This is a genomic window from Actinomyces faecalis, from assembly GCF_013184985.2.
In the GTDB taxonomy this organism is placed as follows: Bacteria; Actinomycetota; Actinomycetes; order Actinomycetales; family Actinomycetaceae; genus Actinomyces; species Actinomyces faecalis.
In genome coordinates this window covers 1,323,777-1,343,879 of sequence record NZ_CP063418.1, presented here as the reverse complement: position 1 = coordinate 1,343,879, position 20,103 = coordinate 1,323,777, and the positions used below count along the sequence as shown (strand labels likewise).

Here is a 20,103-nt window from a genome sequence, read left to right as displayed (position 1 = left end):
CGGACACCGGTAGCGTGGTGCCCCGCGCGGACGCGCTGTGCGCCGCACGAGGACGAGGTCGAGGACCCACCAGCGAAGGAGAAGGCCTTGAGCACGAGGATCGGCACACCGTGGACGCAGGGCGCTACCCGTGTAGCCCTGCTCGGTTCCGGTGAGATCGGCAAGGAGGTCGCTATCGCGCTGACGCGCCTGGGGGTCGAGGTCACGGCTGTCGACCGCTATGACGGTGCCCCGGCCCAGCAGGTGGCCCACAGCTCCCTGACCGTCGACATGTCAGATCCCCAGGCACTGACCGCGGCCATCCGCTCCACGGGCGCGCAGGTCGTTGTCCCCGAGATCGAGGCGCTGGCCACCGAGGCGCTGGTGGCGCTGGAGGAGGCGGGAGAGGTGCGCGTCGTCCCCACCGCTCGGGCGGTGCGTCTGACGATGGACCGCGAGGGAATCCGGCGTCTGGCGGCTGAGGAGCTCGGTCTTCCGACAAGCCCCTACGTCTTCGCCTCGAGCCTTGCGGAGCTGGAGGAGGGAGTGAGGCAGGTGGGCCTACCCTGCGTGGTCAAGCCTGTGATGTCCTCCTCGGGCCACGGCCAGTCGGTGGTGCGGGACACCAGCCAGGTCGAGGACGCCTGGCTGCGTGCCGCGCAGGACGGCCGGGTCGACCGCGGGCGGGTCATCGTCGAGGGGTTCGTGGACTTTGACACCGAGATCACGCTGCTCACGGTGCGCTCACGCGACCCTCTGACCGGCCGGACCGTGACCAGCTTCTGCCGCCCCATCGGCCACCGCCAGGTGGACGGCGACTACGTGGAGTCCTGGCAGCCTCAGGAGCTGCCTGCCACGGCGCTGGCGCGTGCTCAGGAGGTCGCGGCGCAGGTGACCGAGGCCCTGGGAGGCTGGGGCCTGTTCGGCGTCGAGCTGTTCGTCGTGGGCGAGGAGGTGCTCTTCTCCGAGGTCTCCCCCAGACCGCACGACACAGGCATGGTTACCCTGGCCAGCCAGCGCCTGAGCGAGTTCGAGCTCCACGCCCGGGCCCTGCTCGGCCTGCCGGTGGACACGACGCTGCGCTCCCCGGCCGCCTCGGCCGTCGTCAGGTCCCCGATCGAGGCCGGCTCAGGTGTCTGCTTCAGCGGGATCGAGCAGGCCCTGGCCGAGCCCGAGTCCGACCTGCGCCTGTTCGGCAAGCCTGTCGCCCACCCGGGACGTCGCATGGGCGTGGCCGTGGCGAGCGGGCCGGACGTCCCGACCGCGCGCGAGCGCGCCCAGCGCGCCGCTGACAGCATCGTCGTGGCCAGCGAGCAGCCAGGCACTGACCCGGCCTGAGCCCTCCTGGGCCGGGCTGCACGCTACCCCTCGGGGCTGGCCAGGTGCTCGACGACCGCCCTGGCCAGCCCCGCACCGATGCCCTTGACCTGGGCGATCTCCTCCGCGCTGGCCTGACGCAGGCGCTTGACCGAGCCGAACTCCTTGAGCAGGGCTGCCTGGCGGGAGGGCCCGAGGCCCGGTACACCGTCAAGCACCGAGCGGGTCATGCCCTTGCTCCGCTTGGAGCGGTGGTGCGTGATGGCGAACCGGTGGGACTCGTCGCGCAGGTACTGCAGGAGGTAGAGCGCCGGGGAGGTGCGCGGCAGGATGACAGGGAACTCCTCACCGGGTACCCACACCTCCTCCAGCCGCTTGGCCAGTCCCACGAGAGGGACGTCGATACCCAGCTCGTCCAGGACGGCTCGAGCAGCGTTGACCTGCGGCAGGCCGCCGTCGACGACGACGAGGCTGGGCGCGTAGGAGAAGCGCCGAGCCCGCCCGGTCTCGGGGTCGATCGGACCGGAGGAGACCGCGACGCCGTCGCCTTCCTCCCCCACGAGCTCGGCGTCCTCCTGGGAGAGCTCCTGGCCCTGCTCGGCCAGCAGCCGCTTGAAGCGGCGCGTGAGGACCTCGTGCATGGCGGCCGTGTCGTCGGTGGCGCCCTGACCGTCCTGGCCGCGGATGGTGAAGCGGCGGTAGTCGGACTTGCGTGGTGCACCGTCCTCGAAGACGACCATGGAGCCGACCTGGTAGGTGCCCTGGGTGTGGGAGATGTCGTAGCACTCCACGCGCAGCGGCGCCTCGGGCAGGTCAAGGGCCTGCGCCAGCTCCTCCAGCGCCTGGGAGCGCTGGGTGAGGTCCCCGGCACGGCGGGTCTTGTGCAGGCGCAGGGCCTCCTCGGCGTTCTTCCGGACGGTGCCCATCAGCGCGGCCTTGTCCCCACGACGGGGTACCCGCAGCTCGACCTTGGCCCCGCGCAAGCCGGTCAGCCACGTGCTGACCGCCGTGGTGTCCGGGGGCAGCACCGGGACGAGGATCTCACGGGGCACGGCGGTGGTTGCGGTGTGGGCGACGTCGTCAACGCTTGTGGCCGCCTCGCTACGGTCCTCACGCAGACGTCCGTCCTGCTCGGCGGTGACCGAGCCCGCTCGCGGCGCCGGCGCGGCGGGGGCGCGGTGGCCGACGCCGAGCGACGTGGTCGGTCCTGAGCGCGCAGGCGCGCCCGGCGAGGTGCCAGGCTCGTCGTCGGCCGGCTCGACGAGGTCGGCGTAGACCTGCTGGAGCAGACGCTCGACGAGCTCAGCGTCGCTGGCGTCCTCAACCAGGTCGATGACCCAGCCGCGCTGACCGCGCACGCGTCCTCCGCGCACGTGGAAGACCTGGACGGCTGCGGTCAACTCGTCACGCACGAGGGCGAAGACGTCGGCGTCCGTGGCGTCGGGCAGGACGACGGCGTTGCGCTCGATGACCTTCCTCAGCGCGGCCGCGTCATCGCGCAGGCGGGCCGCCTTCTCAAAGTCCAGCGCGGCGGCCGCCGCCCTCATCTCGGTCTCGACCTCACGCAGGTAGGGGCCGGTGCGCCCCGCCATGAAGGAGCACAGGTCCTCCGCCAGCGCGCGGTGGTCCGCGGCGGAGACCCGGCCCACACAGGGGGCCGAGCACTTGTCGATATACCCCAGCAGACAGGGACGCCCTGAGGCGTGGGCGCGCCTGAACACCCCGGCCGAGCACGAGCGGACGGGAAAGACCCTCAGGAGCTGGTCCAGGGTCTCGCGGATCGACCATGCCTGGACGAAGGGGCCGAAGTACCGGTTGCCGGGCTTGCGGGCTCCGCGCACCACCTGGGCGCGCGGGTAGGTGTCCTTCATGGTCACGGCGAGGTAGGGATAGGACTTGTCGTCCTTGTACATGACGTTGAAGCGAGGGTTGAACTCCTTGATCCAGGAGTACTCCAGCGCCAGGGACTCGACCTCGGTGGCCACGACCGTCCACTCCACGGCGCACGCCGTGGTCACCATCTTCTGGGTGCGAGGGTGCAGCGCAGCCAGGTCCTGGAAGTAATTCGACAGACGCGCCCGCAGGTTCTTGGCCTTGCCGACGTAGATGACACGTCCCTCGCCGTCCAGGAAGCGGTAGACCCCTGGTGAGGTCGGGATCTCGCCAGGTGCAGGACGGTAGGTCGAGGGGTCAGCCACGAGGGGCAGGATAGCGAGTGACGAGACCGGGCGAACCTGACGAGCGACCTCCTAGCGTACGAGCAGGCCCTGGACAGAGCCAGGCTCCGGCGACAGTCTCTCAGGCGTGCACCGCCGTGAGCCTGCCAGCCTCGTCATACGTGTACTCGTCGGTCGGTCCTTCGCGTGGCTGGGTCCCTGTCACCTGTCCGCTCTCGTCGCACATGACATTCGTCACCACCCTCCCCTCAAGCGCGTCAGGCCCGCAGCCTGAGGCTGCGGGCCTTGTGGTGGGCGATACTGGGATCGAACCAGTGACCTCTTCCGTGTCAGGGAAGCGCGCTCCCGCTGCGCCAATCGCCCGAGGTGGGTACCGGATTCGAACCGGTGTAAACGGCTTTGCAGGCCGGTGCCTAGCCTCTCGGCCAACCCACCAGGGAAGCTGGGGGCTGGGGGCTCCCGGCTCCTCGGAGCGGATGACGGGACTCGAACCCGCGACCCTCACCTTGGCAAGGTGATGCTCTACCAACTGAGCCACATCCGCATGCGCTCCAGCAGTTCTTTCAAACCGCCCGGTGCTGCAGAACCATAACACCCCCTGCGGTGCCGATCGCAAGCTACACGGCGGTGATCCACCTCACCGGGTGCGCATTTGCCGACAGCACGTACCGCCCGCTAGCCTTTCACCCGCACCGGGCGATTGGCTCAGGGGTTAGAGCGCCTCGTTCACACCGAGGAGGTCACTGGTTCGATTCCAGTATCGCCCACCGGACACGCAAAGGCCCGGACCTGATGGTCCGGGTCTTCGTCGTACCCGACTCGTTCTCAGAGCCGCGTCCCGTCTGCGACCGTGCCCGGGGCACCGTCCTCGCTGACGCACGCCTCACCCGTCGCCACCACGTCACGGCCGAAGGTCCAGTCCCCCTCGACCGTCAGCGTGCGAGCGTCACGGATCGAGGGCACACCGGCGGGGAAACGCGCCTCGAAGTCCTTGATCTTCTTGTAGTAGCGCGTGTCCAGGCTCACCGTGCAGGCCTCGTCCGGCACCATCTGCAGCAGCCCGTCCTCGTCCAGCTCGTAGACGTCCGAACGTACCAGCAGCAGGTCGTTGGTGGTCTTGACCGGAAGGAACCTGCTGCGCGGCACCTCGATGGCGGTGGCGCCCTCGAAGGCCTCCACGGCGGCTCCCATGGCCGTCTCCATCTGGATCACCGGCGTCGAGGAGGAGTCCGAGGGGTCCACGGTCTTGGCGTTCCTGATCAGCGGCAGGCCGAGGATGCCGTCGCGCTCCGCAAGCGTGTCACGCAGGACCTGGAGGTCGAACCAGAGGTTGTTGGTGTGGAAGAAGGGATGACGGAACTGGTCAGTGAAGTAGTGCATCTCCTCGGCCGGGGTCTGCGCGGTATCACGCAGGATGATGCGTCCGTCCGACTTGCGCACCGCCAGGTGACCGCCCTTGACGTCAGCAGGCGTACGCCGGCACATCTCCGGGGCGTAGGGCGCCCCCGAGGCCGCGAACCATCCGGCGATCCTGGCCGACGGAGCCGCGCCCAGGTTGTCGGAGTTGGACGTCATGGCGTAGCGGTAGCCGCGCTCCAGCAGGGCGTCGAGCACGCCCGAGGCCACGAGGGCCGTGTAGATGTCACCGTGGCCCGGCGGGCACCACTCCAGCTCCGGGTCGGCCTCCCACGTGACCGGGGTCAGGTCGTCCGCACGCAGCTTGGGCTCCCGGTTCTGCAGGAAGTCCAGCGGCAGGCCGTCCACCTCGATGCCCGGGTGCGCGGCGAGGGCCTCCAGGGTGTCGCTGCGGGTACGGAAGGAGTTCATGAAGATCAGCGGCAGGGTGACGTCGTACCTGGCGCGGGCGGCCTTGACCTGGTCCACGAGCAGGTCAAGGAAGGTCTTGCCGTCACGCACCGGCAGAAGCGACTTGGCCTTGTCCATGCCCATCGAGGTGCCCAGTCCGCCGTTGAGCTTGATGAGGACGGTCCTGGACAGGGCCTCGCGCGCCTGCTCAGGGCTGACCTCGACGTCGTCGAGTGAGTCGAGGCGGGTCAGCGGCTCGATGGTGTCCTCGGGGATGAGTCCTGTCGCGCCGTTCTCCAGCTCACGGTAGTAGTGGCTGAAGACGTCGATAGCCTGCTGCGCGACGCCCGCGTCACGCATCTTCTTCCGGGCGGCGTTGAGTCCGTTCTCGCTCATGGTCACAGGTTAGCGTTCCCATGCCGCACGCCACAGGATGAAGGGCAGAGGGCGTGCCACGCCGTCGTCCCCTCGTACGCAGGGGACGACGGCGTCAGGCGGCTCTCGCTGCCGCGTCGGTGAGGCTCAGCCCGTGGCCCGCGCGAGCAGGGGCGCCAGGTACCGCCCCGTGTGGGACTCTGGTTTCCTGGCGACCTGCTCCGGCGTCCCGGTGGCGACCACCGTCCCGCCGCCCTTGCCGCCCTCGGGGCCCATGTCGATGACCCAGTCAGCGTTGGCGATGACGTCGAGGTTGTGCTCGATGACCACGACGGAGTTGCCCTTGTCCACCAGGCCCTGGAGGACAGCGAGCAGCTTGCGGATGTCCTCGAAGTGAAGACCGGTGGTCGGCTCGTCCAGGACGTAGATGGTCCGCCCCGTCGAGCGCCGCTGAAGCTCGGTGGCGAGCTTGACACGCTGGGCCTCGCCACCGGACAGCGTGGTGGCGGCCTGGCCCAGACGCACGTAGCCCAGCCCCACGTCCACGAGCGTGGACAGGTGACGGGCGATGATCGGCGTGGCGGCGAAGAAGTCCGCGGCCTGGTGGATCGTCATGTCCAGCACGTCCGCCACCGTCTTGTCCTTGTAGCGGATCTCCAGGGTCTCCCGGTTGTAACGGGCACCGTGGCAGACCTCACAGGGCACGTAGACGTCCGGTAGGAAGTTCATCTCGATCTTGAGGGTGCCGTCTCCCTTGCAGGCCTCGCAGCGTCCGCCCTTGACGTTGAAGGAGAAGCGCCCGGGACCGTAGCCCCGGACCTTCGACTCCGGCACGGAGGCGAAGATCTTGCGGATGTGGTCCCACACGCCGGTGTAGGTGGCGGGGTTGGACCGTGGGGTACGGCCGATCGGCGACTGGTCGACGTGAACGACCTTGTCAAGGTTGTCCAGGCCGCGCACTGTCTTGTGCCGTCCGGGCACGCCGCGGGCGTGGTTGAGCCGGTTGGCGAGCACCTGGTAGAGGATGGAGTTGACCAGCGAGGACTTGCCGGACCCGGAGACCCCGGTCACAGCCGTCAGCACCCCGAGAGGGAAGGTGACGGTGACGTCCTTGAGGTTGTTCTCGCGCGCGCCGACGACCGTCAGCTCACGCCCCTTCTCCCTCTTGCGTCGGGTGGCCGGGACCTCGATCCGACGGCGTCCGGCCAGGTAGTCGCCCGTCACCGAGCGCTGCGCCTCCAGCAGTCCTGGCAGCTGCCCGGCGTAGACGACCTCGCCGCCGCGCTCGCCGGCGCCAGGACCGATGTCCACGATCCAGTCCGCGGAGCGGATGGTGTCCTCGTCGTGCTCGACGACGATGAGCGTGTTGCCCAGGTCGCGCAGCTTCTCCAGGGTCTCGATGAGCCGGTCGTTGTCACGCTGGTGCAGACCGATGCTGGGCTCGTCCAGGACGTAGAGCACGCCCACCAGGCCCGACCCGATCTGGGTGGCCAGCCGGATACGCTGGGCCTCGCCACCCGACAGCGTCGCGGCGCCGCGAGCCAGGCTCAGGTAGTCCAGTCCCACGTCCACCAGGAAGCCCAGACGGGCGTTGATCTCGGTGAGCACCGACCCGGCGATGGCGGCCGCCTGCCCCTCCAGGCGCAGCTGCGCCAGGAAGACCCGGGCCTCCCCCACGGGCAGCTCGGCGAGCTCGGCGATGGACCTGTCCCCCACGCGTACTGCCAGGACCTCAGGCTTGAGCCGCGCCCCGTGGCAGGTGGGACAGGGCACCTCACGCATGTACCCCTCGTAGCGCTCGCGCGAGAGCTCGGACTCAGTCTCGTCGTGCTTACGCATGACGTAGTCGAGCACGCCCTCGAAGCCGGTGGAGTAGATGCGCTCACGTCCCCAGCGGTTGCGGTAGCGGACCTTGACCTCGTAGTCCTTGCCGCGCAGGATCGCCTCCTTCGCACGGGCCGGCAGCGCGCGCCACGGGGTGCTGACGTCAAAGCCGAGGTCCTCGCCCAGCGCCGCCAGCTGGCGGGTGAAGTGCTCCTGGTGCCCGGTCCACGGCGCGATCGCTCCCTCGGCGAGCGTCAGCTCCTCGTCAGGCACGACGAGCTCAGGGTCCACCTCCAGGCGGGAGCCGATGCCGGTGCAGTCCGGGCAGGCGCCGTAGGGGGCGTTGAAGGAGAAGGTGCGCGGCTCCATCTCGTCGAGCTGGAGCGGGTGCTCGTTGGGGCAGGCTCGCTTCTCGGAGAATCGCTGAAAGCGGGCCGGGTCCTCCTCGTCCAGGTCCACCCGGTCGATGACGACGAGCCCGTCAGCCAGGCCCAGCGCCGTCTCCACGGAGTCGGTCAGGCGCTGACGCATGCCCTCGCGGATGACGAGGCGGTCGACGACGACCTCGATGTCGTGCTTGATCTTCTTGTTGAGCGCGGGGACCTCTCCCAGGCGGTGGACCGCGCCGTCGACCCGCACGCGGGAGAAGCCTCGGGTGACAAGCTCGTCAAAGAGCTCGGTGTACTCCCCCTTGCGGCCGCGCACGACCGGCGCCAGGACCTGGAAGCGGGTGCCCTCCTGGCCTGCGAGCACCTGGTCCACGATGGCCTGAGGCGTCTGGGAGGAGATGACGGCGTCGCACACGGGACAGTGCTGGACACCGGCCCGGGCGTAGAGCAGGCGCAGGTAGTCGTAGACCTCGGTCACCGTGCCCACCGTCGAGCGAGGGTTGCGCGAGGTCGACTTCTGGTCGATGGAGACCGCCGGGGACAGGCCCTCGATGAAGTCGACGTCAGGCTTGTCCATCTGGCCCAGGAACTGACGGGCGTAGGAGGACAGGGACTCCACGTAGCGGCGCTGACCCTCGGCGAAGATCGTGTCGAAGGCGAGGGAGGACTTGCCGGAGCCGGACAGACCGGTGAAGACGATCATCTTGTCTCGGGGCAGGTCGAGGCTGACGCCCTTGAGGTTGTGCTCGCGGGCGCCACGAATGATGAGGGAGTCGTTCACGGGCCAGATTCTAGGGGCGAGGCACACGGTATGGAACACGTGTTCGACTCCAGCGAAGGAGGGCTTGGACACGTCAGGAGCGGGCTGCGGGCGCCGTCGTCAGCCCACCGGGGCGCGGCCCGGTCTAGGCTGGTGCCCATGAGCACGATCTTCGCCGTCGAGTACCACTACGTCACGGACAGGGACGAGGAGATGGCGCAGGTGCGTCCCTCCCACCGCGCCTTCAACAGCCGGTTGGCTGAGCAGGACAGGCTCATCGCCGCAGGTCCTTACGTCGGTACCCACGACGCCCTCATCATCGTGCGTGCGCAGGACGCTCAGGGCGCGTTGGACCTCCTGGAGGAGGACCCCTTCCACCAGGCCGGCTTCATCGCTGAGCGCGTCCCCCACGAGTGGAACCCGGTCATCGGCTCGATCCGCTGAGCCGCTACCTCTCGGCCCGGCTCGTCAGGCGTCCGACCCACCGGGCCACACCGACGGCCTGGATACCGGCGACCGCGGCACCGCCCCCGACCAGGACGGCGAGCCAGGTCGGCGTCGTCGGCCAGGCGAGCAGGAAGAACTCACGCACCGGTGCCACCAGGACGCCCAGCACAGCCAGGGCCCCCATGGCGATGATGAGCCCGAGCCTCCAGCCCAGCAGCGGCCTGGCAGTGAGCGTCAGCAGGCTGAGCCCGGCCATGACGAGGACGAGCGTCGCGCCGGTGGTCACCTGGGCCTCGCTCGCGCCGGTACGCTCCAGCCACTGCTGAGCTGCCAGCGTCGCGGTCCCGGCCACGAGTCCCGCCGGTACCGCCAGGGCCAGCACGCGTGGGAGGAATCCGGCGCGGTAGCGCTGGGTGTTAGGGGCAAGGGCCAGGATGAAGGCCGGGACACCGATGGTCAGCGAGGACACGATCGTCAGCTGTCTGGGCAGGAAGGGATAGCTGATCGCCGTGGCGGCCACGACGACGGCGATGAGGCTGGCGTAGACCGTCTTGGACAGGAACAGCGAGGCGATGCGCTCGGTGTTGGCCATGACGCGCCGTCCCTCGGCCACGACACCGGGCAGGGCTGAGAACTCGCCGCTGAGCAGGACCATGCGAGCCACCGCCTTCGTGGCCGGCGCACCGTTACCCATCGCGATACCCAGGTCCGCCTCCTTCAGGGCCAGGGCGTCGTTGACGCCGTCACCGGTCATCGCCACGGTCCGCCCGCGCAGGTGGAGGGCCTGGACCACGGCCTTCTTCTGCTCAGGCGTCACTCGTCCGAGCACCTGGGCGCCGTCCAGCGCAGCGGCCAGGGCCTCACGGTCGGCCGGGTCGTCGGCGCGGGTGGGAAGCTTACGCGCGTCCAGGGCCACAGGCTGCGATCCCTCCGTGCCGTCGGGTCCGCGTACGCCGGCACGGGCAGCCACCGCTGCCACGGTGTCCGGGTTGTCTCCGGAGATGATCTTGACCTCCACGCCCTGGGCACGGAAGTACTCCAGGGTCTGGGCGGCGTCGGGTCGTACCTCCTCGCTCAGCACCACCAGACCCGCTGCCTCCAGCTCTCGCGGGAGACGAGCCTGGCCCGCCTCATCGGCCCCCAGGATGCCGGAGGTGCTCGACGAGCGAGCCAGCGCGACCACTCGCACTCCCCCACCAGCAAGGTCTCGTGCACGCTCCAGGAGCTGCGTGCCGCCGTCGGCCTCGCTCAGGACGATCTCGGGCGCGCCCATGACCCAGCAGCCGTCGTCAAGCTCGACGCCGGACCACTTGCGCGATGACGAGAACGGCACGGCCCGGCCGACCCGGTCGCGCAGGGCGGCCACGGCCTCCAGGCTCCGCCCGTCGGTGTCCTTGCCGATCTCCTGGCCCGTGAGGGCCTCCAGGACGGCCTCGGCGGTGGCGTTGGGGTCAGCCGTTCCGGTCAGGGCCAGCAGCGGCTCGCGCAGCTGCTCGCCGGCGTCGTCCGTGCCCGAGGCGCCGAGCACCTCGCGCATGGTGATCCGGCCGGTGGTCAGCGTCCCGGTCTTGTCCAGGCACAGGGTGTCCACGCGTGCGAGCACCTCGACGCTCGGCAGCTCCTGGACGAGGACGTGCTGTCGGGCGAGCTTGAGCGAGGCGGTGGCGAAGTTGACGCTGGTGAGGAGCACCAGGCCCTGAGGCACCATACCGACCACACCAGCCACGCCGGCCACCAGCGCGACCTTCCACTCCCCCGAGGCGACAGAGGCCCCTACCCCGCCGCTGAGCCGCATCTGGGACCAGACGACCAGCAGCCCCACCGGCACGATGACCCAGGAGATCCAGTGCAGGATGCGGTTGGTCCCGGCCTGGAGCTCAGAGACGACCAGCGAGTACCTGCGCGCCTGCGTCGCCAGGCGGTGGGCGTAGGCGTCCGCGCCGACCGCGGTCGTGCGCACCAGGGCGGTGCCGGCTGTCACGGTCGTGCCGGACATGACGGCGTCGTCAGGCCCCGGACGCACGGCGTCAGACTCCCCGGTGAGGATGGACTCGTCCACCTCCAGCCCGTCGGGCTCCAGGACGACGGCGTCCGCCGGGACCTGCTCGCCCGGGCGCAGGCGCAGCAGGTCGTCCAGGACCACCTCGCCCACGGCCACGTCCTGGTCCCGCCCGTCCCGCACGACGTGGGCCGTCGGTGCGTCCAGGACGGTGAGACGGTCCAGCGCCCGCTTGGCGCGGACCTCGGCGATCGTGCCCGTGGCGGTGTTGAGGATGAGGACGAAGCCGAACAGCGCGTCCGCCGGAGAGCCGAAGGCGAGGACCAGCACGAGGGCGACGGCGAGGATGCCGTTGAAGATCGTGAAGACGTTGGCGCGCAGGATCTGGGCCGCCGAGCGTGAGGTGGTCTCCTTGAACTCGTTGGTCCGGCCAGACCTCCGGCGCTCGTCGACCTCGGCCTGGCTCAGGCCCCGGTTGTCGTCAGGGTGGGCATCCTCGTGCGACTCGCCGTCAGTCATGCGTTCCTCCGGGTGCGGATAAGGCTGGTGACCGCCACGATAGCCAAGGTGCCCACAATGACGATCAAGGACGCTCCGGTTGAGGGCTCGGGGACGAGGGCGATGGGCTCCCCGCCGTTGAGGAGCGGGACGGAATTGGTGTGCAGGGCGTGATTGATGAGCTTGAATCCGATGAAGCCCAGGATGACTGCTAACCCGTAGGGCAGGTACACCAGTCGTTCGAGGAGCCCGTCAATGAGGAAGAACAGCTGACGTAGGCCGAGCAGGGAGAAGGCCGTGGCGCTGAAGACGAGGAAAGGCTCCTGGGTCAGGCCGAAGATGGCCGGGATCGAGTCGAAGGCGAACATGAGGTCCGCAGTTCCCAGGGCCAGGACGCACACGCTCAGTGGCGTGATCATCGTGTGTCCACCGTGCCGGTGAACCAGCTTGTTCCCGACGAAACCTTCCGTGGTGGGTATGACCCGACGCACCAGGCGAGTGAGCGCGTTGTCGACGTACTCGGTGGCGTCGTCGCTGTCGTGCTCAGCACGGGCCTGCGCGATCTGTTTGATCGCCGTGTAGAGCAGGAAGGCCCCGAAGAGGTAGAACACCCAGCTGAAGCGTGCCACGAGGGCGGCACCAGCCAGGATGAAGACCAGACGCAGCACGAGCGCGATGACGATCCCGGCCAGCAGGGCCTTCTGCTGGAAGGGCCGCGGCACGCGGAAGGCACCGAGGATGAGGATGAAGACGAAGAGGTTGTCGACGCTGAGAGACCACTCGGTGAGCCAGCCGGCGTAGAACTGTCCTGCCCAGGTCCAGCCTGCGGTCAGCCCCACCCCCAGCCCGTAGAGCGCAGCCAGCGCGGTGTAGCCCAGCGTCCAGCGCACGGACTCGCTCATCGAGGGAGGGTGGGGATGGCGGGCGTGGCCGACGAAGTCGACGGCGAGCAGGCCGACGACGAGGCAGGTCAGTACCGTCCAGGCAAGTGGGCTGACGGTCATGGAAGGAGGTCCTTCCTCAGGGGCGCGGAAGCTCCTGGGCGGGGGCGGTCTCCTGGGAACGAGCCGCGCGTCGGGAGGCCACGAGGGAGGCGAGCACGGTGATGACGATGACGACGACGATGAAGCCCAGCGACACCCCGATCGACGGCTCGGGGACGACCTCCCAGTGGTGCCCGCCGTTGATGAAGGGCAGCTCGTTGGTGTGCAGGGCGTGGTTGACGAGCTTGAAACCGATGAAGCCCAGGATCGCCGCCAGGCCGTAGTGCAGGTACACCAGGCGGTCGAGGAGGCCGTCGATGAGGAAGTAGAGCTGGCGCAGGCCCAGCAGGGAGAAGGCGTTGGCCGCGAAGACGAGGTAGGGCTCGGCGGTCAGGGAGTAGATGGCCGGGATGGAGTCGACGGCGAACATGACGTCAGCGGTGCCGATGGCGATGATGCACAGCAGCATCGGGGTGATCATGGTGCGTCCGGCGTGGCGGTGCACGACCTTGCCGCCCACGAAGCCGTCGGTCATGGGGACCACTCGCGAGACGAGCCGGACGAAGCCGCTGGGCTCGTACTCCTCGGAGTGGTCGTCAGGCTCCTGGACCCCCTCACGGGCCTGGGAGAAGGCGGTCCACAGCAGCCAGGCACCGAAGAGGTAGAAGACCCAGGAGAAGTTCTCGATGAGGGCCGCCCCCAGCAGGATGAAGACCAGCCGCAGCACCAGGGCGATGACGATGCCCGCGAGCAGGACCTCCTGCTGGTACTTCCGAGGTACCCGGAAGCTGGAGATCATGATGACGAAGACGAAGAGGTTGTCGATGCTCAGGGCCTTCTCCGTGATGTACCCGGCGAAGTACTCCTGGCCATACTGGCCTCCCCACACGCCCCACACGATGGCGCCGAAGATGACGGCCAGGGCGATGTATCCCACTGACCACCAGGCGGCTTCCTTGAGGGTCGGCTCGTGGGGCGTGCGCACGTGCCCGACGATGTCGATGGTGATCATGGCGAGGATGATCGCGGCCAGCGCGATCCATCCGAGGGCGTGGACCTCCACGGTGCTCCTCCGGTACGAGACTGGTACCGGAGGTCTCCTCCCGCCAGGAAGACGCGGCTGGGTGCGGCGCTTCAGGGCCCGCGGCGCCGGGGGCCGGGTCAGGCGCTCGACCTGCCTCGGTCCGCCGTGATGACGACGCCGTTGTTGGTGGGAGTACTCCCCTCCGTATGAACGCCGCTGAGTCTAACGGACGACGGCGGAGCCGCCGAGCGCCGTCGGCCCCCCACGCTGTGCCGTTCAGCACGCCGAGACCGTACGTTTCACGCTTCCAGACCGTATCAGCGCCCTGTCATACGGTCTGGAAGCGTGAAACGTACGGTCTCGCAGAGGGAGGGGTTAGCTGGTCGCACGCATGGCACGCAGCTCCTTCTTCAGGTCCTGGATCTCGTCACGCAGACGCGCGGCCAGCTCGAAGTGCAGGTCCTCGGCGGCGGCGTGCATCTGGCCTGTCAGCTCGTTGATCAGCTCGACCAGGTCCGACTCCGCGGCACCGGCAAGCTTCTCACGCACGGTTGCCTCAGCCGCCTTCTTGCGCCGGGTGGCCACCTGGCGGTCCTCGTGCCCGCGGTAGCCGCCGGCCAGCAGCTCCTCGGTGTCCACGTCCTCACGCGCCAGCATGTCGGTGACGTCCGCGATCTTCTTGCGCAAGGGCTGGGGATCGATACCGTGGGCGTCGTTGTAGGCCATCTGCTTGGCCCGGCGCCGCTCGGTCTCGTCAATCGCCTCACGCATGGCCGGGGTGGTCGTGTCCGCGTACATGTGGACCTCGCCGGAGACGTTTCGGGCCGCACGGCCGATGGTCTGGATCAGCGAGGTCGACGAGCGCAGGAACCCCTCCTTGTCGGCGTCCAGGATCGCCACGAGCGAGACCTCAGGCAGGTCCAGCCCCTCGCGCAGCAGGTTGATACCCACCAGGACGTCGAACTGTCCCAGGCGCAGCTCACGCAGCAGCTCCACGCGCCGCAGGGTGTCGACGTCGGAGTGCAGGTACTCGACCCTGACCCCGCGGTCGGCGAGGTAGGTGGTCAGGTCCTCGGCCATCCGCTTGGTGAGGGTGGTCACCAGTACCCGCTCGTCCTTGTCGGTGCGCGCGCGCACCTCCTCCAGGAGGTCGTCGATCTGTCCCTGCGTCGGCTTGACGACGATCTTGGGGTCCACGAGGCCGGTGGGCCGGATGATCTGCTCGACGACGCCGTCGGACCGTCTCATCTCGTAGTCGCCAGGCGTGGCGGACAGGTAGACGGTCTGACCGATCCTGTCCTCGAACTCCGCGAAGGTCAGAGGCCGGTTGTCCAGGGCGCTGGGCAGGCGGAAGCCGTGGTCCACGAGCGTGCGCTTGCGGGAAGCGTCGCCCTCGTGCATGGCACCGATCTGCGGGACGGTGACGTGGGACTCGTCAATGACGAGGAGGAAGTCCTCCGGGAAGTAGTCCAGCAGGGTGTTGGGCGGGGTGCCTGGCTCACGCCCGTCGATGTGCATCGAGTAGTTCTCCACGCCCGAGCAGGTGCCGATCTGGTTCAGCATCTCCAGGTCATAGGTGGTGCGCATGCGCAGGCGCTGGGCCTCCAACAGCCTGCCGTCACGCTCCAGGACCGCCAGGCGCTCGGCCAGCTCGTCCTCGATGCCCTTGATGGCCCGGGTCAGGCGCTCGGGGCCGGCCACGTAGTGGGAGGCCGGGAAGACGAAGACCTGGTCGACGGTGGAGATGACGTCTCCGGTGACGGGGTGGAGGGTGGCCAGGGACTCGATCTCGTCCCCGAAGAACTCGATGCGAATCGCCAGCTCCTCGTACATGGGGATGATCTCCACCGTGTCCCCACGCACCCGGAAGGTCCCGCGGGTGAAGTCGATGTCGTTGCGCGTGTACTGCATACCGACGAAGCGTCGCAGCAGCTCGTCACGGTCGATCTGCTCCCCGACCGCCAGCGGAGTCATCCGGTCGACGTACTCCTGCGGCGTGCCCAGGCCGTAGATGCAGGAGACGGAGGAGACCACGACGACGTCGCGCCGGGTGAGCAGGGAGTTGGTGGCGCTGTGACGCAGACGCTCGACCTCGTCGTTGATCGAGGAGTCCTTCTCGATGAAGGTGTCGGTCTGGGGGACGTAGGCCTCGGGCTGGTAGTAGTCGTAGTAGGAGACGAAGTACTCCACCGCGTTGTCGGGCAGCAGCTCACGGAACTCCGCCGCCATCTGGGCGGCCAGGGTCTTGTTGGGCTCCAGGATGAGCGTGGGGCGCTGGACCTGCTCGACGAGCCACGCCGTGGTCGCGGACTTACCGGTTCCGGTGGCGCCCAGCAGCACGATGTCCTTCTCCCCCGCGTTGAGCCGCTCGGTGAGCTCGGCGATAGCGGTGGGCTGGTCACCGGAGGGGGTGTAGGGGCTGATGACCTCAAAGGGCTTCTCGGCACGGCGCAGGTCGGTGACAGGACGCATGAGGCACAGCCTAGAGCCTTAGTCCTCGTCCAGCTCCAGGGCGGGGTCCTCGCAGCGCGCCTGCTCGAGCACCTCTCGGGCGGCACGCAGGTTCACCACGGCCATGAAGGCACCGACGACGACGTCAGGCCACACGCTCGGGCGGGCGAGAGTCACCAGGCCCGCAGCCACCATGAGCAGGTTGGCGAGGACGTCGTTGCGGGCCGCGAGCCAGGCGCCACGCACCAGCGCTCCCCCGCGACCACGCAGGCTCATCAGGGCCAGGGCGCTCGCGGCGTTAAGGACCATGGCAAGCACGGCGGTCCCGCTCAGCACACCGCCGTCGGGCGGGGCACCGGTGACGACCTTCCACACCGCCGTGGCCAGGGCCGCCAGCGCGGGCAGGAGGATCAGGCCTGCCAGCCACCTGCTCGCCCGCCGTCGGCCGGCTACCGACCAGCCCAGGGCCGCTAGCACGAGGGCGTTGATGAGGAAGTCCTCCAGGAAGTCCGCGGCGTCGGCCAGCAGCGAGGCCGAGCCGATCATGCTGGCGACAACGACCTCGATGAGCAGGCCGGCGAGGTTGAGCCCGGCAACGAGCGCGACCACGCGTCGTCCTCGCTGGTCCAGTGTGGAGGCGGTCAGCTCCGGCTCCTCGCCGACCTCGCGATCGTCGGTACTGTCAGTCATGCGATCAGCCATGAGGTCAGTCCCGCCCCGAGAGCGTGCCCCACAGCTGGTCGACCTGGCGCCGAAGCTCTCCGAGGCCGGCGTCGTTGCGCAGGACAAGGTCCGCCAGGGCCTCGCGCTCCTCGTCACTAGCCTGACGGCTCATGCGGGCCTCGGCGTCCGCACGGCTCAGGCCTCTCGCCTCCAGGCGGTCCAGCCGTGGCTCGCGCAGCGCGGTCACCACCACGACGGCGTCAAAGAGGTCAGCCATGCCTCCCTCAGCCAGCAGCGGGACGTCGTAGACCGCCACCTGGCCCGGGTCCGCGGCCTCCATCTGCCTGGCGGCCGTGAAGGCGACCCTGGGCAGGATGATCGCCTCCAGCCGGGCGCGGGCCTCGTCGTCGTCGAAGACCCGTGCGGCGAGCGCGGCACGGTCCAGGCTGCCGTCAGGGCGGAGCACGGTCTCACCGAACGCCTGGCGGATCTCGTCCAGGCCGGCCTGGCCTGGCTCGACGACGGCCCGTGCCACGGCGTCAGCGTCCACGACGTGCGCCCCGCGAGCAGCGAGCTCCCCGGCCACGGTCGACTTGCCTGAGCCGATTCCCCCAGTGAGGCCCACCCGCAAGGGCCTGGCGGATCGGGGGATGATCAGTCGGCTCTGACCAGCGTCCCAAGCACGATGACGTCGCACCTGGTCAGCTAGCTCCGTCAGCAACGCGGTGAGAGTGTGTGCCACCGTCGGGGTGTCGACGCAGCTCGCAAGGGGGACATGGACAAAACCTGTGGGACGAGCCTGGTCCGTTCCGGTGGCGTCCAGCGCCGTGTACAACGTTGTGTTGCAGACATAGCGCCCGGCGTCGTCCGACGTCGTGACTGGCAGCCCCGCGGCGACCAGCCTGCCGGCCAGGGCGTGTGCGGCCCACGAAGAGTGCAGCACGTGCGAGCCGCCCGGAACGATTGCTTCATGATCCGGTTGCGCACCGGCATTGTCGGGAATCGTGGCGGTGGCTTCATTGTATGCCGTGGTTTCGAGCTTAATGGCTTGCGCAGTCGCATCCAGTCCCACATGCACGATGACGTCAGGATTGACCTGTGCGATGAGCTCCCGGACTCGCTCAGCAGCACCGGCGAAGGTCACGGGCAGTTCTTCACGGACCAGCCTCAACCCTCCTCCCGCGAGAGCAATGTCGTCGGGCAGGATCCGCACTGCCTGCCAGGAAGCATTGTCTGCTCCGCCGGCGAAAGGTTGAAAGCCAGTGACGAGGGCGGTGAGATCGTGCATGTGACGAGCCTAGTGGTCACGTTCGGGTGAGACGACGCAGCTAGCCGACGAGGTGGGCACTACGGCGCGTAGGACGCGCCATCGTGACAGGCCGGAGCAACCGGCGCCGAAGCCTTAATGCTCAGCGTCCGACATGAGTTTGAGACCGACCACGCAGGACATCAGACCGATCAGAAGGAGAACCTTGACGACAGATGTCGACTCCGCGCCAGTGACCATGGCCCACGTGATGGTCGTGGCGGCGCCGATAGCCGTCCAAACGGCGTAGCCAGTACCCACGGGAATCTCTCGCAGTGCGTATGCCAATCCGCCCATGGAGATCAGGCAGCTGACGGCGAAGACGAGGCTGGGAATGAGACGGGTGAATCCTTCGGAGCGGCTCATCGCCGTGGCCCACACGGCCTCAAACATTCCAGAGATGATGAGGACGATCCAGGACATGACCAGTCCCTTTCCGTGCTGGTGGGGGCCGTCCCCGCGTGCGTCGTCGTCACCGGGTCGTCCCGGCGCCAGATGAACCTAGCACACGATCTGGCCCCGCCCACCTGATGGTGGACGGGGCCAGATTGATGCTGGTTGCTGAGCTGCCTCGTCAGTTCAGCACGCTACCCGACTCAGTTGCCGGTCAGCTTCTCGCGCAGGGCAGCCAGGGCCTCGTCGGAGGCCAGGGTGCCGGTGGACTCGGCCGGGGCCGAGGAGTAGGAGGCAGAGCCAGCAGCGGCGGTCTCGCCAGCCTCGGTCTCCTCCTCCAGCGCCTTGGCGACCTGAGCCTTGTGGGCCTCCCAGCGGGCGTGGGCAGCCGCGTACTCGGCCTCCCAGGCCTCGCGCTGGGCGTCGTAGCCCTCGAGCCACTCGTTGGTCTCCGGGTCGAAGCCCTCGGGGTACTTGTAGTTGCCGTTCTCGTCGTACTCGGCAGCCATGCCGTACAGCGAGGGGTCGAAGTCCTCGGAGGCGGGGTCGACGCCCTCGTTGGCCTGCTTGAGCGACAGGGAGATGCGGCGACGCTCCAGGTCGATGTCGATGACCTTGACGAAGACCTCCTCGCCGACCTTGACGACCTGCTCGGGCACCTCGACGTGGCGCTGGGCCAGCTCGGAGATGTGGACCAGGCCCTCGATGCCGTCCTCGACACGCACGAACGCACCGAAGGGAACGAGCTTGGTGACCTTGCCGGGCACGACCTGGCCGATGGCGTGGGTGCGGGCGAAGGCCTGCCACGGGTCCTCCTGGGTCGCCTTGAGCGACAGGGAGACACGCTCGCGGTCGAAGTCGACGTCGAGAACCTCGACGGTGACCTCCTGACCGACCTCGACGACCTCGGACGGGTGGTCGATGTGCTTCCAGGACAGCTCGGAGACGTGGACGAGACCGTCGACGCCACCCAGGTCCACGAAGGCACCGAAGTTGACGATGGAGGAGACCACACCGGTGCGGACCTGACCCTTCTGCAGGGTCTGGAGGAAGTTGGTGCGGACCTCGGACTGGGTCTGCTCGAGCCAGGCGCGGCGGGACAGGACCACGTTGTTGCGGTTCTTGTCCAGCTCGATGATCTTGGCCTCGAGCTCGCGGCCGACGTAGGGCTGGAGGTCGCGGACGCGACGCATCTCCACCAGCGAGGCGGGCAGGAAACCGCGCAGGCCGATGTCGAGGATGAGACCGCCCTTGACGACCTCGATGACGGTACCGGTGACGACGCCGTCCTCCTCCTTGACGCGCTCGATCGTGCCCCAGGCACGCTCGTACTGGGCGCGCTTCTTGCTCAGGAGCAGGCGTCCCTCCTTGTCCTCCTTCTGAAGGACAAGGGCCTCGATCTCGTCACCGAGGGAGACGATCTCGTCGGGGTCGACGTCGTGCTTGATGGACAGCTCGCGAGCGAGGATGACGCCCTCGGTCTTGTAGCCGATGTCGAGGAGGACCTCGTCACGGTCGACCTTGACGACAGTGCCCTCGACGATGTCGCCGTCATCGAAGTACTTCATGGTCTCGTCGACGGCGGCGAGGATCTCCTCGGTCGAGCCGATGTCGTTGACGGCGACCGGGGCGGGGCTGGGCGTGGTTGTGGTCATTGAGTAGGTGCTCCGAATACGGACTGGTGGGTCGGGTCAGCAGAAACCATGCGTCCC

The 20,103-nt window shown here is 68.6% G+C and carries 13 protein-coding genes and 4 tRNA genes; 3 read left to right on the top strand and 14 right to left on the bottom strand.

What is annotated here, in order from left to right; all coding sequences use genetic code 11:
- Positions 1-87 precede the first annotated feature (87 nt).
- The gene (purT, locus tag HRL51_RS05720) at positions 88-1,317 is read left to right on the top strand and encodes a formate-dependent phosphoribosylglycinamide formyltransferase (RefSeq protein ID WP_244960250.1); all 1,230 of its coding nucleotides are present in this window, start codon (positions 88-90) and stop codon (positions 1,315-1,317) included.
- A 23-nt stretch (positions 1,318-1,340) separates the two neighbouring features.
- On the opposite strand, the gene uvrC is transcribed toward purT, so the two are convergent.
- The 4 genes from uvrC to HRL51_RS05695 all read right to left on the bottom strand — a co-directional run bounded on the left by uvrC (position 1,341) and on the right by HRL51_RS05695 (position 4,017).
- Positions 1,341-3,494, bottom strand: coding sequence for an excinuclease ABC subunit UvrC (gene uvrC, locus HRL51_RS05715; protein ID WP_172192567.1), 2,154 nt, complete (start codon positions 3,492-3,494; stop codon positions 1,341-1,343).
- Positions 3,495-3,761: 267 nt separating this feature from the next.
- Positions 3,762-3,836 (bottom strand) — tRNA-Val (locus HRL51_RS05705).
- A gap of 1 nt (position 3,837) precedes the next feature.
- Positions 3,838-3,908: transfer RNA gene (locus HRL51_RS05700), tRNA-Cys, on the bottom strand.
- A 36-nt stretch (positions 3,909-3,944) separates the two neighbouring features.
- Positions 3,945-4,017, bottom strand: a tRNA-Gly gene (locus tag HRL51_RS05695).
- Between the two features lie 150 nt (positions 4,018-4,167).
- On the opposite strand from HRL51_RS05695, the gene HRL51_RS05690 reads away from it, so the two are divergent.
- Positions 4,168-4,240 (top strand) — tRNA-Val (locus tag HRL51_RS05690).
- Between the two features lie 58 nt (positions 4,241-4,298).
- Here HRL51_RS05690 and HRL51_RS05685 read toward each other — a convergent pair.
- The gene (locus HRL51_RS05685; RefSeq protein ID WP_172120004.1) at positions 4,299-5,675 is read right to left on the bottom strand and encodes a UTP--glucose-1-phosphate uridylyltransferase; all 1,377 of its coding nucleotides are present in this window, start codon (positions 5,673-5,675) and stop codon (positions 4,299-4,301) included.
- A 126-nt stretch (positions 5,676-5,801) separates the two neighbouring features.
- Entirely contained in the window at positions 5,802-8,648 is a 2,847-nt protein-coding gene (uvrA, locus tag HRL51_RS05680; protein WP_172192565.1) for an excinuclease ABC subunit UvrA, read from the bottom strand.
- 138 nt (positions 8,649-8,786) lie between these two features.
- On the opposite strand from uvrA, the gene HRL51_RS05675 reads away from it, so the two are divergent.
- Positions 8,787-9,071, top strand: coding sequence for a YciI family protein (locus HRL51_RS05675; protein ID WP_172120002.1), 285 nt, complete (start codon positions 8,787-8,789; stop codon positions 9,069-9,071).
- A 4-nt stretch (positions 9,072-9,075) separates the two neighbouring features.
- Here HRL51_RS05675 and HRL51_RS05670 read toward each other — a convergent pair whose 3' ends face one another.
- The 8 genes from HRL51_RS05670 to rpsA form a co-directional block, all read right to left on the bottom strand.
- Positions 9,076-11,592: an HAD-IC family P-type ATPase gene (locus tag HRL51_RS05670; RefSeq protein WP_172192563.1), complete on the bottom strand. Its 2,517-nt coding sequence runs from the start codon at positions 11,590-11,592 to the stop codon at positions 9,076-9,078.
- A complete protein-coding gene (locus tag HRL51_RS05665) occupies positions 11,589-12,575 on the bottom strand; it encodes a TerC/Alx family metal homeostasis membrane protein (protein ID WP_172120000.1) in 987 nt (328 codons plus the stop codon). The genes HRL51_RS05670 and HRL51_RS05665 overlap by 4 nt, the downstream gene beginning before the upstream one ends.
- A 16-nt stretch (positions 12,576-12,591) precedes the next feature.
- Positions 12,592-13,617, bottom strand: a complete 1,026-nt coding sequence (locus HRL51_RS05660) for a TerC family protein (protein WP_172192561.1) — start codon at positions 13,615-13,617, stop codon at positions 12,592-12,594.
- A 336-nt stretch (positions 13,618-13,953) separates the two neighbouring features.
- Positions 13,954-16,050: an excinuclease ABC subunit UvrB gene (uvrB, locus tag HRL51_RS05655; RefSeq protein ID WP_172192559.1), complete on the bottom strand. Its 2,097-nt coding sequence runs from the start codon at positions 16,048-16,050 to the stop codon at positions 13,954-13,956.
- 18 nt (positions 16,051-16,068) lie between these two features.
- Entirely contained in the window at positions 16,069-16,719 is a 651-nt protein-coding gene (locus HRL51_RS05650; RefSeq protein WP_172119997.1) for a cation transporter, read from the bottom strand.
- Positions 16,720-16,735: 16 nt separating this feature from the next.
- The gene (gene coaE, locus HRL51_RS11935; RefSeq protein ID WP_172119996.1) at positions 16,736-17,980 is read right to left on the bottom strand and encodes a dephospho-CoA kinase; all 1,245 of its coding nucleotides are present in this window, start codon (positions 17,978-17,980) and stop codon (positions 16,736-16,738) included.
- Positions 17,981-18,094: 114 nt separating this feature from the next.
- Positions 18,095-18,421, bottom strand: coding sequence for a DMT family transporter (locus tag HRL51_RS05640; protein ID WP_172119995.1), 327 nt, complete (start codon positions 18,419-18,421; stop codon positions 18,095-18,097).
- A gap of 173 nt (positions 18,422-18,594) precedes the next feature.
- Positions 18,595-20,046 carry a 30S ribosomal protein S1 gene (gene rpsA, locus HRL51_RS05635; RefSeq protein WP_172119994.1) on the bottom strand — a complete coding sequence of 484 codons (1,452 nt, stop codon included), beginning with the start codon at positions 20,044-20,046 and terminating at the stop codon, positions 18,595-18,597.
- Positions 20,047-20,103: the final 57 nt, after the last annotated feature.

What these genes read in the sequence shown, in the direction of transcription:
- HRL51_RS05670 (WP_172192563.1), bottom strand. Translation starts at nt 11,592, where the DNA reads ATGACTGACGGCGAGTCGCACGAGGATGCCCACCCTGACGACAACCGG.
- HRL51_RS05640 (WP_172119995.1), bottom strand. Translation starts at nt 18,421, where the DNA reads ATGTCCTGGATCGTCCTCATCATCTCTGGAATGTTTGAGGCCGTGTGG.
- HRL51_RS05685 (WP_172120004.1), bottom strand. Translation starts at nt 5,675, where the DNA reads ATGAGCGAGAACGGACTCAACGCCGCCCGGAAGAAGATGCGTGACGCG.
- HRL51_RS05650 (WP_172119997.1), bottom strand. Translation starts at nt 16,719, where the DNA reads ATGACTGACAGTACCGACGATCGCGAGGTCGGCGAGGAGCCGGAGCTG.
- HRL51_RS05665 (WP_172120000.1), bottom strand. Translation starts at nt 12,575, where the DNA reads ATGACCGTCAGCCCACTTGCCTGGACGGTACTGACCTGCCTCGTCGTC.
- HRL51_RS05675 (WP_172120002.1), top strand. Translation starts at nt 8,787, where the DNA reads ATGAGCACGATCTTCGCCGTCGAGTACCACTACGTCACGGACAGGGAC.
- uvrB (WP_172192559.1), bottom strand. Translation starts at nt 16,050, where the DNA reads ATGCGTCCTGTCACCGACCTGCGCCGTGCCGAGAAGCCCTTTGAGGTC.
- coaE (WP_172119996.1), bottom strand. Translation starts at nt 17,980, where the DNA reads ATGCACGATCTCACCGCCCTCGTCACTGGCTTTCAACCTTTCGCCGGC.
- rpsA (WP_172119994.1), bottom strand. Translation starts at nt 20,046, where the DNA reads ATGACCACAACCACGCCCAGCCCCGCCCCGGTCGCCGTCAACGACATC.